Consider the following 19195-nt stretch of genomic DNA (forward strand, 5'->3'; position numbering starts at 1 on the left):
TCTTTCATGACAGATTTTATCAATCTGGCAATCAAATACTTGCCAAGACTGTTAGTGGCGGCTTTTCAATACACCCTGCCGTTGACGGCCATTTCCTTCTTCTTTGGGATTATCTTTGCCATCACCACTGCATTGATTCGCGTTGCTAAGGCACCGCAGAACGAGTGGGCTGATGCCGCTTTGAAAATTTTAAAGGGTGTTGCCGCTACCTATGTCTGGTTTTTCCGTTCAACGCCAATGTTGGTCCAATTGTTCATTGTTTTCTACGGTTTGCCAAACGCCCACATTGCCCTATTCCAATCAGCCTGGGTTTCGGCCATCACTGTCTTTTCTCTGAACACCGGTGCCTATGCTTCCGAATCCATTCGGGCAGCCATTTCATCGGTTTCCGAGGTGCAAAAACAGGCAGCCGAATCGCTCGGGATGACAACCACACAGGTTTACCTCTACGTTGTCCTGCCACAGGCGGCCCGCATTTCAATTCCGCCTTTGTCCAATTCGCTGATTTCCCTGTTAAAGGACACGTCGCTAGCTTCCGTGATTACAATTGTGGAAATGTTTTACCTGTCCCAACAAATTGCCGCGACGAACTATAAGGTCCTTTCGATGTACATCCTCGTAGCCATGGTCTATGCCCTCTTTACGTCGATTCTCTCGATTGGTCAACACTACCTAGAAAAGTACACATCGAGGTTTGCCCAATGATTAAAGTTGAAAATTTAAGCAAAAAGTACCCCGATAAAAATGCCCTGGATGACATTTCAGTTGCCTTCCCAGCTGAGGAAACGACCGCTATTGTTGGCCCTTCTGGTTCTGGAAAATCAACCCTCTTGCACTCGCTCAATTTGCTTGAACGACCAACGAGCGGACGATTGATTGTCGATAAGCTTGACCTGGATCTCGATAAAACGCTAACTAAGGCGCAGATACTTGATGTCCGCAAGCACTTCGGGATGGTCTTTCAGGAAAAAGCCCTCTTTACTCATTTAACAGTTCTCAAAAATTTGACTGAGGGACCAATTAAAGTTAAAAAAATCAGCCAAGATCAAGCCTTGAAAAAGGCCCACGACCTGCTCAAGCAGTTTAATATGGAGGAGTTAGCCAACCGCTACCCCTATCAGTTATCCGGCGGTCAGCAACAACGAGTGGCCATCTTAAGAGCGCTGGCAATGGAGCCCCAATATCTCCTTTTAGATGAGCCCACTTCCGCTTTGGACCCCGAGCTGGAAGCTCAAGTCCTTCGTGTGTTACGCGAATTAGCCCAAAAAGAAACCTCCATGATTATCGTCACCCACAACATGGCATTCGCCCAACAAGTAGCCGATAAAATCGTCTTTATCGACAATGGTCACGTTGGCTATGATGGCAAGACAGAAGATTTCTTCCATTCAAGTGATCCACGAATTAAACAATTCTTAGGAGCAATGACTTTCTAATGACAAAAAAACGTTCTTATAAGCGGCGGCCCAACCGGCCCAAGCACTTTGGTTCGGCCGTCACAGCCTTAATTTTGGTTGTGGCGGTTTTGTCGTTTTTACCAGGTAAAAACGGCCACAATCAAAGTTACCAAAAAACGAACACAACAACCGCAAGCCAAAGTCTCAACCGGTTAAAGACCGCTCCCCGGCCAGCCGCCACAACTAATTCCGACCAAGACCTCTTAAAGATTAAATGGGACGGCACGCTTGACGGCGACATCGTCCACATTAACCAAAATCAGGCCACCTTTACCAGCCAGGAATTGCAACAAACCTTCCCAGCTCAAAGCGGTAACAAGTTACGGCCAACCAACGGTTTAGCCTTGTCCGCTCTTGATTCGCTCGGTCGGTCTGGCCAAGCAAACTTTGTCGCTACCAAAGCCAGCATGGATGCAGTCACTAAGCGGCCCGCCCGCATTCCCGAAAGTGTTCGTCCTTCCGGTTGGTACATCAATGACCACTTTACGGGAAGTGCCTGGGTTGGCGGTTATCATAAAAATCCACAAGTGAACCTTGGTGGCAGCAAACAAGCTCTTTGGAACAAATCTCATATTGTTGGCTACCAATTCTTCGGAATGGCCACCATGGTGACCGAAAATATGACAACGGGAACTCGGGTCGAAAACGCCTATCCCGGGCAGTTGGTGCCAGAGGATGACATCCGCAATGCCCTGAAAACCAACCCTAATATCAGCATTCGCGGCCAGGTCACGCCGCTATACAATGGCACTGACCGCCTGCCACAAGGTGTCCACTATATGGCCAAATCAGTTGAAGACAACGGCAAGACTTTGAACCTGAACTACTGGATTTTTAATGTCGAGCCTGGTGTTACCATCAACTACCAAACCGGCGATGCCCAGGTGAACTAATCAATATTCGAATCACTACAAAAAGACCGTTAACCATGGTAACATGGCAACGGCCTTTTTTTCGGTTATTTGGACAAGAAAAAACAGCTAACAATGTTAGCTGTTTGCTCTCATGAATGCCCTCGGTGGGAGTCGAACCCACACGGTGTTGCCACCACTGGATTTTGAGTCCAGCGCGTCTGCCAATTCCGCCACAAGGGCAATGCTGTATTTCACAACTATATTAGTATATCAACGGCAGACAAATTTGTCAACAAAAATCTTCATTTTCTTTGATTAATTTTATTGATGTTTTTCCTGGGATTCGGCTTGCTTCCCAGCAACCGCTTCCTCGTGACTCATTTGCCGTAACACATGGTCCACGTGATGCTCGGCATTATTGAGCAGGGTTAAGATATGGGAATCGTTCAGTTGATAGTAAACAGATCGCCCCACTTTTTCAACCGTCACGACCTGTGCTTCTCGCAGCATTTGTAGCTGATGGGAAACGGCAGACTGCTCCATTGAGAGCTGATCCACGATTTCAGACACCGAACAGGGTTTATCGCGCAACAAAGCCAGAATCGCCAAGCGCCTTTCCGACCCCAGCAACTTGAAAATTATACTCAATTCATGTTGGACATCTTTTTTCATATCCCTATTATAACAAGGAAAGTAAATGTGTCACTGTTCCAGCGTCAAATAAAATATAAATTCCTAAAGTCACATAAATCAGCAATTGCATTAAGTCACCATACCGTTCGAAAAGATTTTGAACCTTCTGCACCTTTGCCAATCGATAAGCCAAGAAAATGCAAATTGTCAAAATTGCTGTAAACATCAAAAAGATGATTGGCAATACGACCCAATTAGCTAATGAAAAATAAGGAATGTAAAGCGCTAAGTTATCGGCCCCACAGCCGGCGATTGTCATCAAAACCACTGTCCAAACAATTCGTTGATTGGGCGTTTCTTGAACCTTATTAACAAAAGCTTTTCCTTCCTCTCCTTCCTCAACTGAGAAGTAATTTTTCAAACCAATAACAATCGGCGCCACACCCAAAAATCCTAAAAGCCATTCGGCTGGTAGCTGTTTGAGTGCTCCACCAATCAGTAAGGCAACGCCAACTAACAGAGCATTTCCGAGGTAAGCACCGAGAATTATTGGCTGCACATGCGACTTTTGACGAAAAGTGGCAAACAGTAAGACCAAGATTACGAAATAGTCAGAGGTCGTGCCTAAATATGAAAAAAATCCTGTTATTAATGTTGTGATCATTAACCGCTCCTTTTTATATGAATAAATTTTCATTTATAGTTTGTTTAGTATAGCATGAAAATTTATTCATGTATAGAGCACAAAAAAACTGATAGCCGTGAGCTACCAGTTTATTGAGTAAATTAATCCTTAACAATCAAAACAGAAATCTTAGCATTTCGGGCGATGTAGGCAGCCTGTGAACCAATTGATTCAAAGAAGCCTTCATGTGAATGAGCTCCAACAACGAGTAAATCAGCCCCAACCTGTGGTGCGATTTCATCGTTTAAGATTTCACCAGCCTTGATTCCGTCATCGAAGACAACCTTCACGTTTTTCAAACCTTGTGAAAACGCATAATCACGATACTTAGCCAGATTGTTTTCCAATTCTTGACGCTTTTCCTTAATAAAGTCTAAGTGCAAAGCGGAAATCGTTGACAAGTCACCCATTTCCAAAATCGTCGCAATAATTAATTGCGAGTCATCTTCACGGGCCTGGTGAATCGCGTTTGACAAGGCATGGTAGCCCTGTTCTGATTCATCAACACCAACAAGAATTGTCTTAAATTGCTTTGGTTCTACATCTAATTTTAATTCAGCCATTATTTGCCTCCAGTGAATGTTAGAACATCGTTACTACTTCGTTTATTGTTACTGATTTATCCGAAGTACTGTGGGAAGAATTGGTCAAGAACCAACCAAATATTAATGGCAGTCCAAGACAGCAAAACAAATCCAACCAGTCCAAGTAATCCACTTACTGTTAGCAAATTCACCCATAATCTTCTTTGAAGAAGTAAAGTAGATTAATGGTGCCATTGAGAATGGCAAGGCAATTGACAAGAAGACCTGTGTGGCAGTAATCAGGTTATCTAACTGGGCTTCGTTACCACCGTAAATAATGGTAATAGCCAAAACTGGAACCAAAGCGATTCCACGGGTAATCACACGACGGAGCCACATTGGCACACGCAAGTGCAAGAAGCCTTCCATGATAATTTCACCAGTCAAAGTACCAGTGATCGTTGAGTTTTGTCCAGAAGCCAGCAAGGCAAGGGCAAACAACGTTGACAAGATTGGTGATGCAATCGCACCGGCAATCTTTGAGTCACCCAAGGCGTTGTACATTGCCTTAAATGAATCCAATTCAGTTGCGTGACCGAAGAACAAAGCGGCACCAACAACCAAAAGCAAAGTGTTAACCACGAAAGCCAATGTCAACTGGATATTTGAATCCCAAGTCATCAACTTCACGGCGTCATGAACTTCTTCAGGGTTTTCGTGATCAACCTTACGTGTTTGTGAGATTGATGAATGCAAGTACAAGTTGTGTGGCATAACCGTGGCACCAATGATACCAGCAGTCAAAACCAACGGACTTTGCAAGCCCTTAAGTGATTCAGGTGAAATCACCTTTATTTGTGGCACATAGCCGTAGAACAATGATGCCCAGTCAGGCTTTGACAAGATGGTCAAGTAAATGAAGACAACCAAGATAGTCATAATCAAAGTCATAACAATCGCTTCAATCTTACGGAAACCAAACTTCATCAAGCCCAAGAGCAAGATAACATCAAAGGCCGTCAAGAACACCGTGACCAAAAGTGGCCAACCAAAGAGCAAGTTCAAGGCAATGGCACCACCGACAACTTCGGCGATATCCGTTGCAATCAGGGCTAACTCCGTCATAATCCAGAGTGAATAGCGACCAAACTTGTTCGTCCGGTTTCCAGTTGCCTGAGCCAAATCTTCTTGCTTCACAATACCCAACTTACCAGCCATGTACTGCAAAAGCATCGCAATCAGTGAAGAAATCAAAACAATTGACAGCAACAAGTAGTGGTAAGAAGCACCACCGGCTACTGACGTTACCCAGTTACCTGGATCCATGTAACCAACGGCAACCAAGGCCCCAGGTCCTGAGAAAGCCATCAAACGCCGCCAGAAAGGGGCGCCCTTTGGCACTTCAATCGTGCCGTTTACTTCTTCCAAACTCTTATCGCCCGTGTGTTCGATAAGAGAATGGCTCTTCTTTACGGGATTATCCATAATATTTCTCCTTCGGAATTCTCCTTAGGGACGAAGCAATCAAATTCTCACTCGAAAAAAATGACCAAAGCAAAAAGGGCAGTCTGCCACCCTGACCTCGTTGAATTTTAGGCAGACTGATCCATCTACCTTGTGTTGTTTTTTTCAAGTGCTAAATAATTTTCATAAAGGATTTCATTCAACTTGGTTGTTGAAAGCTTATGAAAGCTACTTAACTCAATGACTTCTTCCTAAGTCTATAGTAAATATTACACCTGACAATTCTAAGGTCAAGTGATATTTTTGTAATGTTGCAAACCTATTGCAACATTTTTGACCAAAAGGCTGTTATACCAAGGCTTAAAGAATCATAAATAATTTAAAATTCACTTAATCTTTTTATGGTTTCTCCTGCTTTTTCACGATAAAAACAGGAATTATTCTAAATTAAATCAGAACAGTTGTCGTTTTTCCTAACCAAACCACTGACCCATTTGTTCCAAAACTAGCCAAATATTAATCACAGTTAGAACAATAAAGCAGAGCCAGCCAATGACGGTCACGCTCTTTTTATTCACAAACTGACCCATAATTTTCTTTGAGGAAGTGAAATACAGCAATGGTGCCATTGAAAAGGGTAGCACAACGGAGAGAAAAACTTGTGTGCCGGTAATCAAGGTATCCAAATCATGCTCGTTACCACCATACAAAACAGCAATGGCAATCACAGGTATGAGAGCGACGCCACGCGTAATCACACGCCGCAACCACATCGGAATCTTAAAGTGTAAGAAACCTTCCATGATGATTTCACCGGCCAAAGTTCCAGTAATTGTTGAATTTTGCCCGGACGCCAGCAGCGCAACAGCAAAAAGCGTTGAGAGAAATGGCGATGCAATCGCACCCGCCATTTGCTGATTTTGCAAAGCCAAATACATGCCTTTGAATGATGCCAATTCATTAGCATGGCCATAAAAGAGAGCCGCGCCAACGATTAAAAGCAAAGCATTGACAATAAAGGCTAAGGTCAACTGGCCGTTTGAATCCCAGGCCATCCACTTGATGGCCTCTTTCACTTCAGCGGGATTTTCCTTATCAACTTGACGAGTCTGAACAATTGATGAATGCAAGTATAGGTTGTGTGGTGTCACCGTGGCACCAATAATGCCAGCTGTTAAGAACAGCGGACTTGATAATCCATGAATTGCCTGTGTCGAAACCACTTCTTTTTGTGGTAGCAATCCACCAAATACGCCTGCCAAATCAGGTTTTGACAAGAAAACCAAATATAAGCAAACCAATAAAATTGTTAAAATCAGGGTCATGACAATCGCTTCAATTTTACGAAAGCCGAACTTCATCAGCCCTAGCAATAAGATGACATCAAAGGCCGTCATAATCACGGTCAGCAAGAGCGGCCAGTCAAAGAGCAGGTTTAAGGCAATTGCCCCACCGACTACTTCGGCAATATCTGTTGCGATCAAGGCCAGTTCTGTAATGAACCAGAGAAAATACCGTGTCGCTTTCTTCGTTCTTTTAGCCGTTGCCTGTGCTAAATCTTCTTGGGTTACAATCCCTAATTTACCAGCTAAATACTGTAACAGCATGCCAATGGCAGCTGACAGCATCACGACTGACATCAAGAGATAGTGGTAAGATGCCCCACCCTGAACGGATGTCACCCAATTGCCAGGGTCCATATAGCCGACAGCGATTAATGCGCCCGGCCCTGAAAATGCGAGGAGGCGGCGCCAGAACGAACCGGACTTTGGAACGGCAATTGTACCGTTCACCTGTTCCAGGCTTTTATTCTGAGTACCGCCTTGCATGAGCAATGCGCCATGTGGCTGATTATCTGCGGTTTGTTGTACCATCATGATAATGATTCTCCTTTGGAAAGTTAGATTCCTCAGGAAGTTGTCAAACGAATTAAGTTGTCTTGAAAATCATCACTCTCTTTTCGACGCCAGTAATAATCACGCAAAAAAATGCCGAAAAAGGCCCGCAATTTTGTGGCCGAAAAGGATGCAAGTGCTAAATAATTTTCATAACGTCCGCCAAGCACAAACTTGAAGTCTTATGAAAGCTAGTTAACCCGATTGGTCTTCCTAAGTTCTCGTTAATCATACACTGATGAGCGCTCAGGTCAAGTCCAAACTGATTTTTACGCCAAGTGGTCATTAAATTTTTAAAAGAAAAACGCCATGAAATTAGTCATCCTGGCGTTTTATCTCTTTTATTAAATTTTGTCTTGAACGAAGGTTTTATCAGCCAATTTTTTTCGAATGGCCCCTTTAAATGACATTACAATTTTCTTCGTGTTCTGCTGCTTCTAACTGAATTGTGACGTGTTGAATGGCAAAATCAGCCTTCAAATCGTCTTCAATTCGAGTTAAAAATTCCTGACCGTGATCATCATCAAAAACGTTATCATCAACGGATAAATGGACCGTCAACGCCGTTTCGGTGGTTGAAAGTGGCCAGATATGCAAGTCGTGCATCGCCAACACCCCTGCTTGATTAACCAAATACTCGCTGATGGCGACTTCATCAACCGCCTCCGGCACCGCGTTAATCGCTAAGTTGACGGTTTCACGCATGACCGGCCAAGCAGAAGCCAAGATAATCACCCCAATAATGAGCGACACGATTGGGTCAATCATTTGCCAACCAGTTAAATCAATCAACCAACCGGCTAGGATAACGCCAATCGAAACGCCAGCATCCGATAGCAGGTGTAGATAGGCCGTTTTTGCATTTAAGTCTTGACCGTGCTGGTGGCCGTGCTCATCGGGCGTACCCGAAGCCTTAAACAAAAGGGCTGTCGATAAGTTCACCACAATTCCGATTGCCGCCACGATAGTGATAATTGTTCCATTTGTATGAACTTGTCCCGGAGTTATTAAGTCCCGAACGCCTTCGATAAAAATCGTTCCGACCGCGAAGAGCAGCAAAATCATATTAAAAATCGAAGCTAAAATCGATACATTATGCCAGCCATAAGTCTTCTTCTTAGTCGCCTTAATCGCAAACACGAGAACGGCTAACCAGGCAATGACCAGTGCCAACACATCAGAAAGATTGTGAAAGGCGTCGGCAAACAAGGCCGTCGAATGGGCAATTTTGGCAAAGACCAATTCACTTAAAACAAAGACTAAGTTGACAGTAATCCCGATAATGTAGGGCTTTTGTGACAGCTGTTGAGGTGCTGCATGCCCATGATTGTGTTCGTGTATTTTCTGTTGACTCGGTGTTCTTGGTGCATGAACGGCGGCATGTTGCCGGTTGTCTCCTTGATCATTCGTCATAAAAATTCCTCCTGAAAAACATATTAATCTTTTTTCATATAAAATACAAATAAAAAACCTTAGTCTTAAAAACTAAGGTTTAAAATAACGAATTCATCTTCAATTAGCTGCAGGGGTAACCACCAGTTCCTCAAAGAACTGACCAGCATCACCGACGATTTGGTCAACTTGACTTGGAACTGGTATTGCAGTCAAATTAACCGCCATTAGCTTCGCAGCTGGATTGGCGTAGGCCAAGAGTCCAGCAAAGGGGTAGACCCGAAAAGACGTCCCAACAACGACGACCAAATCAGCCTGTCTAACCCAGGAAATGGCTTCTTCAACATGCTTTGGCTGCTCCCCATAGAAGGTAATATCCGGCCTGATTTTTGCGTGATCAGATGGCCGATACAGACTTTCTTGGTATTCGGCTAATGTCGCCTTGGCGCCATCTTTGGGGACATACAAGTTGTAGAGTGAGCCATGAAAGCGAATCAAGCGGTCTTGTTTGGCACCAGCGGTAACATCCAAATCATCAATATTTTGAGTGATAATGCGGCCACGGCCCGCTTTAGTAAAGGCTGCCATCTTTTCATGAATGACGTTTGGCTTGGCAGCTGGAAAATAAAGATTTTCCTGCATAAACTGATACTGAATTTCTGGAATTTCAGCAAAGGCTTGGTCAGACAAAAGGTACTCCGGCGCCAGGTTCAATCCCTGATAAACACCATTTTTTGACCGATAGTCTGGAATCCCTGACAGGGTCGAAACCCCTGCTCCGGTCATAAAAACAATCGATTTTGCTTGATCAAAATTTTCTTGAATTGCTGGGCTAACAAGCATTGTCTCCCCCTCCTTCAATCACAATGTTACTGACGCAAAATATATGGCAAGGCCAACTTTGTTAGCAGTTCCTTAACAGAAGTTTGGTATAGTTCGGTGAAAAACTTTGGTCGATCAGCCTCATCCTTTGGTGGTGTTACCACAAAAGTATTTTGGTGGTCTTGCTTGCCAACACCGACAAAAGCCGTTTCCTTCGTTTGGAAATCAGTCATTTCGGAATGGAAGACTTCATAAAGGTTGGCCACTGGTCCATCCAACTGGCGCTGTGACAAAACAGGCGTCAAAGTCACGTACTGGTTGGCATTGACCGTTGGTAATTCCAATTCAGTCAAACTTTCATCCAATCCCGTAAACAAGCGCACCATCTGCTTACGAATTTGTCGAGAATCCTTCAAATTAGCCGCCAAAATTGGTGCAACTAATTTTTCAGCCTGAGCAGTGGCCCGGGGATAATCCTCTTTTAGTGTTGCGAGAGTGTCCGCTGCCAAATCAGACAAGCCGGCCTTATCAGCCACCGCCAAAAAGACTTGTGCATCCAAGACCGTTAGCAAACGGAAAAGGTCCTCACCATCAACGTTAGCTGCTTCGACTGACAATTCGTCCTTAACACCGGCTAAGAAAGCAGTCACTGTATCAGCCGTCAAAAATCCCTGCTTTGCCAATTCTTGATAAGTGATGGCATGCAGAACAGTCCGATGCAAGCGGGTTGCAATCGTGATTAACTGTTGGTCCAGGTCCTCATCTTTAAAGGTCAGAGCAAAATAAATTTGTGGTGTGATGCCATTCAAGGTCAGAACTAATTGCAAGAGTTCATTGCCCAGAACAAAATCAGCTTCCGTCTGGTCGGGCACCTCAATCAACAGACGGTCTGCTAAAGCAGACTGTTCGGCACGGTCCATTCGGAGCATTCCATCTTGGCTCTGCCCAATTCGTGTCATCACGGTACCAGGATAGACCTGATTTGCCTGCTCTAAGAGCTCATTTAACTTCGGATTCATGGTGACGCAGTTCTCCTAATAACTTTTTTGCATTTTCTTCGTTAATTGCTGGTGACTTGGTTAATTTCTTAGCCAATGGCACAATCTCGTCTGTCGTTGCTCCGACTGAAATAGCCAGTAAACGAGCTTGCATCCGCATGTGCCCAGCCTGAATGCCCTCGCCAGCAATCGCTTTTAGGGCAGCTAAGTTCGAGCTAAGGCCAACAGACAAAACAATCTTCTTCATTTCATCCAATGTTGGATTGCCCAACAAGGCCAAATTATCTTGTGCCTTCGTCAGACCAGCGATGGCCCCGCCGACGCGACCGAGGTTCAATGGCAGAGAAAACTCTCCCTCCAAAAATTCATGATCGTCGCTCACCCGCCAATTGGTCAATGCTTGATACTGACCACTTCGACTAGCATAGGCATGTCCCGCGGCTTCAACCGCGCGCCAATCATTTCCCAAGGCCAAAACAACGGCGGATAAGCCGTTAAAGATTCCTTTATTTTCTGTCACTGCTCGGTCCGGGTCAACCTTGGCAAAATCAGCTAAGTCAACAATCCGCTGTGCGGCATCAAAGCCACCCAAGGCAGTGACAGGCACGCGGCCAGTGACGCTCACAACACTTTGATGACCTGCATTGGTCAAAATCGCCCCTAAAATTTGGTCATCAAAGGGTTCAAAAATCAATCGAATACTCTCCAAAATGGTGTTGACGGCGTTGGCCCCCATCGACTGGCTCGTATCTACTAAAATATCCAGGCTTGCCCGGTGACCACTAACATGACGGAGATTAATGCTCCGTAAACCACCACCACGCCGATAGAGACTGGGCTTTGCCGCTTCAGCCGCTTGAAAAATTTCGTATTTGTTAGCTGCTATAAAGGACTGCAGCTGCTCAAAATCAATGTGTTCAAAGAGAATTTGACCACCCAGAATTGCCTGACTGGTACCAGCACTTTTGAAGCCACCGCCCATCTTAAAGAGGCGGGCACCGTTATTGGCCGCCGCAATCACGGATGGTTCCTCGGTGACCATCGGTACCTGATAAGACTGGTTATCCAAGACTAAATGCCGAACCATTCCCTCTGGCAAGGCAAAATCAGTCAAGTAATTCTCAACTAAATCCTGGTGTGCGACCTCTTGGTCTTTTACGAACCGCGCCATCAATTCTTCTGGCAAGTTCAATAAGTCGAGTCGTTCTTCTGGCGTTAATTCGTAAAATTTTTTAGTCATTGATTTGCTCTTTTTCCTCAAACAGGCTTTCGATTAGGCCTTCACGAACACCAGATTCTGAGAAGATTACCTGGGGGGCGTTTAACACACTAATCAGGTTCAATACCGGCAATAGGCCCGATATGATAATATCGGCCCGGTTTTTCTCCAGTCCGGCGAGGTGCTCGCGCTCAGTTCGAGACATCTGAGCGATTTGATGAAAAATTTTGCCAACCTGGTTGGCAGGCATCATGAAACCGTGGAGGGCTTTTGGATGATAAACCAATTCCTTTTCTTCAGCCATCTTTGCCAATGACCGATTGGCCCCACCTAAAAGAATAACCGGTAGGTTTTGACAGTCATCGATAAAGTGCAACTTGCGATAAGCAACCTGAATGTCGGCATTCGCCTGCTGAATGTCAGCTTCATCAATGACATCAGCCAAATGATAGCGCTCCGAAAGATTGACAGCGCCAAAGGGAACCGAAACCTCAGCTAACGCTTGGCCATTTTTGAAGGGGATTAATTCAACCGATGCGCCACCCGTGTCTAAAATGACACCATTAAGCACATCTGGCAGTGCTTCTCGAACGCCAAGAAAATCATAGTGAGCCTCTTCTTGACCGGTCAAGACTCGGAAGCTGATTTCCGCTTCGTCTTTAACCCGCTCCAAAAATTCCGCTTGATTTTTGGCAGAGCGAACGGCAGCCGTTGTGATGGCATAGACCTCACTAACTTCGTAGTCCTCAATTTTTTGTCGATACTTTTGCAAGACTTTAATGGTCCGAGCCATAGGCTCCTCTTGTAAAATCAGATTCCGTCCCATGTTTTGCGAAAGTCTTGTGTCTTCTTTGACACGCAAAATTTCTGTATACGTTTCATTTGTGTGCAACTCCTCAATGACTAAACGTGTTGAATTGCTGCCCAAGTCGATAATGGCAATTTTTCTATCTTGCATATCAGACCCCAATCGTTTGATTATTAATCAGTATAACACGAATAATCAGAAAGAAAAAAGCCAGCCAAGGCGTTTTCATCGCCTAAAGCTGACTTTATCGTTCAAAGATTTATTGAACTAATTTTTCATTAATTTGTGCTAATGCATAAGCTGCTGAACGCAACTGATCTGATGGCACATCACTAGCAAACTGAGAACCAGTCTCCTTATACTTCAGGCCAAGTTGAGACCTTAAGAGGTTCGTGATTCGCTGCTTTTCTGTATCAGGTACCATCTGGTAAGAAACACCTTCGTACATGACTCCCTGACCTTGCAGATGATCAGAAACTTGGTTCTTCACAGCGCCACGGTACTTCTGGGCGATTTTAACAATGTCGTTAAAGGACAAATCAGTCTGAGCATTCTTTGAAATTGCCTTAACGAAACTTGGATCAACCAATGTCTTGATATTCACTGCCTTCTTTAGCATTGCTTCCAATACCAAGCGTTGACGCTGTTGACGACCATAATCACCCTGCGGATCATCATAGCGCATCCGTGAAAAGGCCAAGGCGGCATCACCGTCCATCACTGTCTTACTTGCTGACCAAGTCACACCGTTATCGGTTGACTTCTCGTAAGAAGTAGAACCCTTGTGGAAACGATACAAATCAGGACCGTAATCATGAGCCGTTTCTTGACTGTATTGGAAGGAAAGTGGGGATTTAACTGAAACACCACCAACCTTCTTAACCAAGGTTTCCAAGCCCTTCATATTAACTAGCGCATAAGTATCAATTGGCACGTTTAAGTAATTTTGAACGGCCTTCATGGAAGCACCAACGCCATCCAGACTATAAGCAGCATTTAACTTCTGTGGGAAGGTATCCTCATCACCTGGAATTGCCGTCATAATATCACGCGGAATTGAAACCATCGTGACCTTATTTTCCGTTGGGTTAACGGTGGCTACCATCATTGAATCACTCAAACCTGTTCGATCACGATCAAGTTCTCCAGTATCAGTTCCCAAAATCAAAATTGAGAATGACTTGCCCTGGGCAATCAAACTTGAGACATCTCGGGTCTTTGAAATTTTAGCCGATTTTTGAATTGAATCAATGGAACCTTTATATTCACTATAAAGATAGGCACCCCAGCCAATCACACCAACCACAATGGCAAGCAGGATATATAAAATCCAACGCTTCACACGACTTTTCTTTTTCTTTACCTGGCGAACCTCGTCAAATCGCTGTTGCCGTGAGAATTCATTATTATTTTGATCTGCCATAAGAACTTCGACACTCCATCTTTTCTGCCGTATTTGCGCATTTAATAGCTGCGCTCTCATGTTTCCTTATCTTACCACAAATGTAGTTGAATCAATAGAATATGGAACTATCTGTCTACTTATCGTCCACATTTAACTTTTTCCTAAACAAAAAAACACCTACATACTAATGTAAGTGTTTTAGTTTAAATTAAGATTAATTGCTAGAATTAGCCAGCGATACCAACGATAGTACCGTCAACGATTCCAAAGCCAACCTTTGTGAAGCTAGCGTTCATCAACCAGTTACGGTGAGCTGGTGCAGCAATCATACCAGTTTCGTTGTACCATGCATCAACAACTTGGCTTGGAGCCCAGTCGATGGCAACAACTTCAGGTCCAGCAACTTGTTGCATGTGACCAGTTGGCAAACCACCGTTAGCAACAGCGTTTTCAGCACGTGATTGTGCACGAGCAGCCAATGAAGCATCGTATGATACAGGTGCCAAACCGGCAGCTGCACGCTTAGCATTCATGGCGTTGATGATTGTTTGAACTGAACCGCTAGCACCAGCTGAGTAAGTGCTGTAGTCAGTTGATGAAGTAGTTGTAGCAGCTTGTGCTTGAGTGTTTGTAGTTGTAGTAGCTTGTGTTTGAGTAGTTGCTGCAGAAGCAGTAGCAGCGGATGCTGCAGCAGTACCAGCAGCTTCTGTTTGAGCAGTTGCTGTTGTCGTGTTAGCTGCTGCGGCTGCAGCAGTACCAGCGGCTGTACCATCAGTCTTGATGACGTCGCCAACATAAATCAAGTTAACGTTCTTAATGTTGTTCTTTGAAGCCAAGTCATCAACAGTAGTGTTGTTGTTGGCAGCGATTTGTGACAAGGTATCCCCTGCCTTAACAGTAATATCGTTGGCTGAAGCAACTGCTCCGGCACCTGCAAATGCAGCTGCACCAGCCACCGTCGCTAAAATCGTTTTGGTAATATTATTCTTCATGAGAGACATCTCCATTTTTTCTGCTTATGTTTTGATTAGTAAGTGCTTAACTTACGCTTAATCTATATATTCATTTTAGTCATTGGTTATTGCTGGCCTCTTTCTGTAATATTACACCGATATTACATTTGACTCTTTTGAATTACAAAGAACCCTGAAAGAGCAACGAACCGTAGGTAAAACCTGCCCCGAAACCGGTCAAGAGCACCTTTTTGTTTGCTAAATCCGTACTTTCTCGTAGTTGGTCAAAGGCCATCGCAATCCCCGCAGAGGACGAATTACCATACGTTTCGACGTTCGTGACGAACTTTGCCATTGGTTGATTCAAGGCCTCAGCTACCTTTTCAATCATCCTCAGGTTTGCTTGGTGCAAAATCACATAGTCCACATCATCGATTGTTAGATTTTGATCCGCCAAAAATTCTTGAATATGGTTAGGAATCAAAGTCGTGACCTCCTGATAGACCATCCGCCCCTCCTGAAAGAAAGCATCGATCTTTGGATAGTTATCGGCACTCAAGGATGTCAAAGGCTCAATCCGACCGGAATGAACCACATCAGCATCCCCTATCGTGTGCAAGTCAGTCGCCACAACTTCGCCTTGTTTGCTAGGGGCTAACAAAACGGCTCCAGCACCATCGCCAAAGAAAACAGTACTCGTTCGGTCACGAAAGTCCATCATCTTCGAATTCACTTCGGCAGCAATCACCAAGCTATACCGGTATTGCCCGGTCTTCATAAAGTTATCGGCCGTCGTCAAGCCAAAAACAAAACCAGCGCAAGCAGTTGACAAATCAAAACCAAAAGCCTTCTTAGCTCCTAAATTTCGTTGCACCAATGCAGCCGTTGATGGTGCTAGACCATCCGGCGTAAAGGTAGTCACGATAATAAAGTCAACTTCTTCAGCCGAAACACCAGCTTCGTTTAGCGCTTGTTGGGCCGCCTTTGTTGCCAAATCAGATGTGTTTTCCCCTTGCAAAGAAACATGCCGTTCCTGTATTCCAGTGTGACTGACAATCCACTCGTCCGAAGTATCAATCACTTTCGCCAAGTCATCATTTGTCACAACATCTTCTGGCACATAATGACCACTGGCGATTATTTTACTTCCAAACATATTATTACCTATATAAATAAAACTAATCCATCTTGGAACTTCGTCAATATGTGTAATTCGTCTTACTAATTTACACGGCTCATATTAACCTAACATAAAATCCCCACCAAAGGTGAGGATTTTTATTACTATTCGGTTATTTTACCCTTGCGCTTGTAAATCAGCAATGCGCTTTTGAGTCGAAGCAAGCTTCTCTTCCCAATCAGCCAGCTTTTCACGTTCGGCAGCGACAACCTTTTCGGGTGCTGAGCTGACAAACTTTTCGTTTGAAAGCTTGCCAGTCGCACGGGCAACTTCCTTTTGGAACTTGTCAGCTTCGCCTTGCAAGCGGCTGATTTCCGCTTCAATATCAATCAAACCAGCCAATGGTACGTAAACTTCCGCGCCAGTAATGACTTGTGACATTGCTAATTGCGGCACAGTCACGTCCGTATCAATCGTTAATGATTCTGGCTTCACAAATCGGTCAATGTAGTCCGCATTCTCGTTAAAGATTGACTTCAATGCTGAATCCGTGACCTTGATAATGACGTTGATTGGCTTTGACATTGGTGCCTTTGCTTCGGCACGGATGTTTCGAACGGCCACAATCAAATCTTGCAAAGACTTGAAAGATGAAGCAGCTTCAGCATTGGCCAAAGATTCTTGGTAAACGGGGTAGGATTGAATCCCGAGGTGTTCGTTCTTGCCCTTTTGCTGTGGCATTTCTTGCCAAATAGCCTCGGAGACAAACGGCATGATTGGTTGGAGCAAACGCAGTGTTTGATCCAAAACATAGGCCAAAGTCTGCTGAACAGCTGTCTTATCACCATCACCATTCAACGATTCCTTGGTCATTTCAACGTACCAATCGGCCAAATCAGACCAGATGAAGTTGTACAAATCACGGCCAGCTTCACCGAATTCAAACTTCTCGAAGTTTTCAGAAACTTCCTTAACCGTTTCGTTCAAGCGGTCCAAGATCCATTGATCAGCCAGTGTCTGTTGGTCCTTAGCTGGCACTTCAGCCTTTGTGTCGTCATCAAGGTTCATGATGACGTAACGAGCAACGTTCCAAATCTTGTTAATGAAATTCCAGGCCGCATCCATCTTTTCATAAGTAAAGCGAACATCTTGGCCAGGTGTTGAACCCGTTGCCAAGAACCAACGCAAGGCATCAGCACCATACTTTTCAATCACGTCCATTGGGTCAACACCGTTTCCCAATGACTTTGACATCTTGCGGCCTTCGCCATCACGAATCAAGCCGTGAATCAAAACGTTCTTAAATGGTCGTTGCCCAGTAAACTCTTTTCCTTGGAACATCATCCGGGCAACCCAGAAGAAGATAATATCATAACCAGTTACCAAGGTATTCGTTGGATAGTACTTGGCATAGTCGCCATCCAAGTCATTTGGCCAGCCCATTGTTGAAAATGGCCAAAGGGCTGAAGAGAACCAAGTATCCAAAACATCTGGATCACGTTCCCAGTCATCGCCAGGCGCTTCTGTCCCAACGTACATTTCTTCTTGGTCCGTACCCTTGTTCTTGTACCAGGCCGGGATTTGGTGCCCCCACCAGAGCTGACGAGAAATAACCCAGTCACGGATGTTTTCCATCCAACGAGTAAAGGTGTCTTCAAAACGACCAGGAACGAAGTTCACCTTTTCGTCAGCATTTTGCTGCATGGCCAAAATTTGCTCAGCCAATGGCTCCATTTTAACGAACCATTGTGTTGAAAGACGTGATTCGATTTGAACTCCTGTCCGTTCAGAATGACCAACTGAGTGAACCAGTGGTTCTACTTCAAGCATGAATCCTTGTTCTTGCAAATCAGCGACCATGGCCTTGCGGCCTGCGAAACGATCAAGGCCAACATACTTGCCAGCGTTTTCGTTCAAATGAGCGTCTTCCGTCATCGTGTTGATGCGTTCCAAATCATGACGGTTTCCAACTTGGAAGTCGTTTGGATCATGGGCTGGCGTAATCTTAACCATTCCAGTTCCAAAGTCTTTTTCAACATATTCATCGGCAATGATTGGAATCTCACGGTTAACAAGCGGCACCTTAACCGTCTTACCAATCAAGTCCTTGTATCGTTCGTCTGATGGATGAACAGCAACGGCAACGTCTCCAAACATCGTTTCTGGACGAGTCGTGGCAATTTCGATGTAGTCCTTCCCGTTCAAGGTTGTGCCATCCGTAAATGGATACTTGACGTGGTAGAAAGCGCCTTCATCATCTTGGTAAATCACTTCAATATCGGACAAAGCCGTTCGAGCCTGTGGGTCCCAGTTGATGATGTATTCACCACGGTAAATCAGGCCCTTGTTGTACAAGTCGATAAAGACCTTGTTAACCGCCTGGTTTAATCCTTCATCCAATGTAAAACGTTCGCGACTGTAATCCAATGACAGGCCCATCTTGCCCCATTGTTGTTTGATGGTCGAGGCATATTCATTCTTCCAATCCCAAACTTGTTCGACAAACTTTTCACGGCCCAAATCATAGCGAGAAACACCTTGTTCACGCAAACGTTGCTCAACCTTCGCTTGGGTAGCGATACCAGCATGATCCATTCCTGGCAACCACAAGGTATCAAATCCTTGCATCCGCTTCTGCCGAATCAACATATCCTGCAAGGTCGTGTCCCAGGCATGACCAAGGTGCAACTTACCGGTAACGTTTGGCGGTGGAATAACCACTGAGTAAGGCTCTGGCTCTTGGCCCTGAATGGCCTGATTTGCTTCTGGTGCAAACAAATCATTATCCAACCAGTCTTGGTAACGGCCAGCCTCAACGGCTGTTGGATCGTACTTGGTTGACATTTCAACTTCACGCATAGCAAATCTCCTTTAATCGTAATGTGGCCCGGGGTCCAAAATAAAAAGCGCCCTAATCTTTCGATTAGGACGCTTACACGTGGTACCACCTAAATTGCTATCGACAA

16 protein-coding genes, 1 tRNA gene and 1 pseudogene are annotated in these 19195 nt (G+C 44.6%); 3 read left to right on the plus strand and 15 right to left on the minus strand.

The features are described from left to right. The first annotated feature begins 6 nt into the window (after positions 1-6). The 3 genes from AABI08_RS04200 to AABI08_RS04210 are packed head-to-tail and all read left to right on the plus strand — an operon-like array spanning position 7 to position 2350. Positions 7-705, plus strand: coding sequence for an amino acid ABC transporter permease (locus tag AABI08_RS04200; protein WP_338343644.1), 699 nt, complete (start codon positions 7-9; stop codon positions 703-705). Then, on the plus strand, positions 702-1436 hold the full coding sequence (locus tag AABI08_RS04205) for an amino acid ABC transporter ATP-binding protein (RefSeq protein ID WP_338343645.1): 735 nt from the start codon (positions 702-704) through the stop codon (positions 1434-1436). The genes AABI08_RS04200 and AABI08_RS04205 overlap by 4 nt, the downstream gene beginning before the upstream one ends. Next, on the plus strand, positions 1436-2350 hold the full coding sequence (locus AABI08_RS04210) for a DNA/RNA non-specific endonuclease (RefSeq protein WP_338343646.1): 915 nt from the start codon (positions 1436-1438) through the stop codon (positions 2348-2350). Before AABI08_RS04205 ends, AABI08_RS04210 begins: the two co-directional genes overlap by 1 nt. Before the next feature lie 117 nt (positions 2351-2467). Here the strand turns inward: AABI08_RS04210 and AABI08_RS04215 are convergent. The 15 genes and pseudogenes from AABI08_RS04215 to AABI08_RS04285 all read right to left on the minus strand — a co-directional run bounded on the left by AABI08_RS04215 (position 2468) and on the right by AABI08_RS04285 (position 19088). Continuing rightward, positions 2468-2551: transfer RNA gene (locus AABI08_RS04215), tRNA-Leu, on the minus strand. 81 nt (positions 2552-2632) lie between these two features. Then, entirely contained in the window at positions 2633-2983 is a 351-nt protein-coding gene (locus AABI08_RS04220) for an ArsR/SmtB family transcription factor (protein WP_338343647.1), read from the minus strand. A 7-nt stretch (positions 2984-2990) separates the two neighbouring features. Continuing rightward, positions 2991-3608, minus strand: coding sequence for a cadmium resistance transporter (locus AABI08_RS04225; RefSeq protein WP_338343648.1), 618 nt, complete (start codon positions 3606-3608; stop codon positions 2991-2993). A 122-nt stretch (positions 3609-3730) separates the two neighbouring features. Further along, on the minus strand, positions 3731-4192 hold the full coding sequence (locus AABI08_RS04230) for a universal stress protein (protein ID WP_338343649.1): 462 nt from the start codon (positions 4190-4192) through the stop codon (positions 3731-3733). A 56-nt stretch (positions 4193-4248) separates the two neighbouring features. Continuing rightward, positions 4249-5638: pseudogene (locus AABI08_RS04235) on the minus strand (Nramp family divalent metal transporter). Positions 5639-6090: 452 nt separating this feature from the next. After that, entirely contained in the window at positions 6091-7491 is a 1401-nt protein-coding gene (locus tag AABI08_RS04240; RefSeq protein ID WP_421823469.1) for an Nramp family divalent metal transporter, read from the minus strand. A gap of 420 nt (positions 7492-7911) precedes the next feature. Continuing rightward, positions 7912-8925, minus strand: coding sequence for a cation diffusion facilitator family transporter (locus AABI08_RS04245; RefSeq protein WP_338343651.1), 1014 nt, complete (start codon positions 8923-8925; stop codon positions 7912-7914). A 99-nt stretch (positions 8926-9024) separates the two neighbouring features. After that, positions 9025-9747 (minus strand): NAD-dependent protein deacylase, encoded by a 723-nt coding sequence (locus AABI08_RS04250; protein WP_338343652.1) that lies wholly within the window; start codon positions 9745-9747, stop codon positions 9025-9027. Between the two features lie 26 nt (positions 9748-9773). Beyond that, positions 9774-10745 carry a nitrate ABC transporter ATPase gene (locus AABI08_RS04255; RefSeq protein ID WP_338343653.1) on the minus strand — a complete coding sequence of 324 codons (972 nt, stop codon included), beginning with the start codon at positions 10743-10745 and terminating at the stop codon, positions 9774-9776. Then, the gene (locus AABI08_RS04260) at positions 10726-11964 is read right to left on the minus strand and encodes a hydroxymethylglutaryl-CoA reductase (protein ID WP_338343654.1); all 1239 of its coding nucleotides are present in this window, start codon (positions 11962-11964) and stop codon (positions 10726-10728) included. The genes AABI08_RS04255 and AABI08_RS04260 overlap by 20 nt, the downstream gene beginning before the upstream one ends. Further along, on the minus strand, positions 11957-12901 hold the full coding sequence (locus AABI08_RS04265) for a Ppx/GppA phosphatase family protein (RefSeq protein WP_338343655.1): 945 nt from the start codon (positions 12899-12901) through the stop codon (positions 11957-11959). The genes AABI08_RS04260 and AABI08_RS04265 overlap by 8 nt, the downstream gene beginning before the upstream one ends. Before the next feature lie 109 nt (positions 12902-13010). Continuing rightward, positions 13011-14174, minus strand: coding sequence for an LCP family glycopolymer transferase (locus AABI08_RS04270; RefSeq protein ID WP_338343656.1), 1164 nt, complete (start codon positions 14172-14174; stop codon positions 13011-13013). 209 nt (positions 14175-14383) lie between these two features. Further along, positions 14384-15148: a CAP domain-containing protein gene (locus AABI08_RS04275; protein WP_338343657.1), complete on the minus strand. Its 765-nt coding sequence runs from the start codon at positions 15146-15148 to the stop codon at positions 14384-14386. A 142-nt stretch (positions 15149-15290) separates the two neighbouring features. After that, complete coding sequence (locus AABI08_RS04280) at positions 15291-16265, minus strand: beta-ketoacyl-ACP synthase III (RefSeq protein WP_338343658.1); 975 nt, start codon at positions 16263-16265, stop codon at positions 15291-15293. A 141-nt stretch (positions 16266-16406) separates the two neighbouring features. After that, positions 16407-19088, minus strand: a complete 2682-nt coding sequence (locus tag AABI08_RS04285; protein ID WP_338343659.1) for a valine--tRNA ligase — start codon at positions 19086-19088, stop codon at positions 16407-16409. Positions 19089-19195: the final 107 nt, after the last annotated feature.

Source organism: Fructobacillus evanidus, assembly GCF_963580165.1.
Taxonomy (GTDB): Bacteria; Bacillota; Bacilli; order Lactobacillales; family Lactobacillaceae; genus Fructobacillus; species Fructobacillus evanidus.

Bases quoted from the DNA above. Each gene is read 5' to 3' on its own strand.
- AABI08_RS04260 (WP_338343654.1), bottom strand. From the start codon at position 11,964: ATGACTAAAAAATTTTACGAATTAACGCCAGAAGAACGACTCGACTTA.
- AABI08_RS04225 (WP_338343648.1), bottom strand. From the start codon at position 3,608: ATGATCACAACATTAATAACAGGATTTTTTTCATATTTAGGCACGACC.
- AABI08_RS04255 (WP_338343653.1), bottom strand. From the start codon at position 10,745: ATGAATCCGAAGTTAAATGAGCTCTTAGAGCAGGCAAATCAGGTCTAT.
- AABI08_RS04240 (WP_421823469.1), bottom strand. From the start codon at position 7,491: ATGGTACAACAAACCGCAGATAATCAGCCACATGGCGCATTGCTCATG.
- AABI08_RS04230 (WP_338343649.1), bottom strand. From the start codon at position 4,192: ATGGCTGAATTAAAATTAGATGTAGAACCAAAGCAATTTAAGACAATT.
- AABI08_RS04265 (WP_338343655.1), bottom strand. From the start codon at position 12,901: ATGCAAGATAGAAAAATTGCCATTATCGACTTGGGCAGCAATTCAACA.
- AABI08_RS04220 (WP_338343647.1), bottom strand. From the start codon at position 2,983: ATGAAAAAAGATGTCCAACATGAATTGAGTATAATTTTCAAGTTGCTG.
- AABI08_RS04205 (WP_338343645.1), top strand. From the start codon at position 702: ATGATTAAAGTTGAAAATTTAAGCAAAAAGTACCCCGATAAAAATGCC.
- AABI08_RS04275 (WP_338343657.1), bottom strand. From the start codon at position 15,148: ATGAAGAATAATATTACCAAAACGATTTTAGCGACGGTGGCTGGTGCA.
- AABI08_RS04245 (WP_338343651.1), bottom strand. From the start codon at position 8,925: ATGACGAATGATCAAGGAGACAACCGGCAACATGCCGCCGTTCATGCA.
- AABI08_RS04270 (WP_338343656.1), bottom strand. From the start codon at position 14,174: ATGGCAGATCAAAATAATAATGAATTCTCACGGCAACAGCGATTTGAC.
- AABI08_RS04280 (WP_338343658.1), bottom strand. From the start codon at position 16,265: ATGTTTGGAAGTAAAATAATCGCCAGTGGTCATTATGTGCCAGAAGAT.
- AABI08_RS04200 (WP_338343644.1), top strand. From the start codon at position 7: ATGACAGATTTTATCAATCTGGCAATCAAATACTTGCCAAGACTGTTA.
- AABI08_RS04285 (WP_338343659.1), bottom strand. From the start codon at position 19,088: ATGCGTGAAGTTGAAATGTCAACCAAGTACGATCCAACAGCCGTTGAG.
- AABI08_RS04210 (WP_338343646.1), top strand. From the start codon at position 1,436: ATGACAAAAAAACGTTCTTATAAGCGGCGGCCCAACCGGCCCAAGCAC.
- AABI08_RS04250 (WP_338343652.1), bottom strand. From the start codon at position 9,747: ATGCTTGTTAGCCCAGCAATTCAAGAAAATTTTGATCAAGCAAAATCG.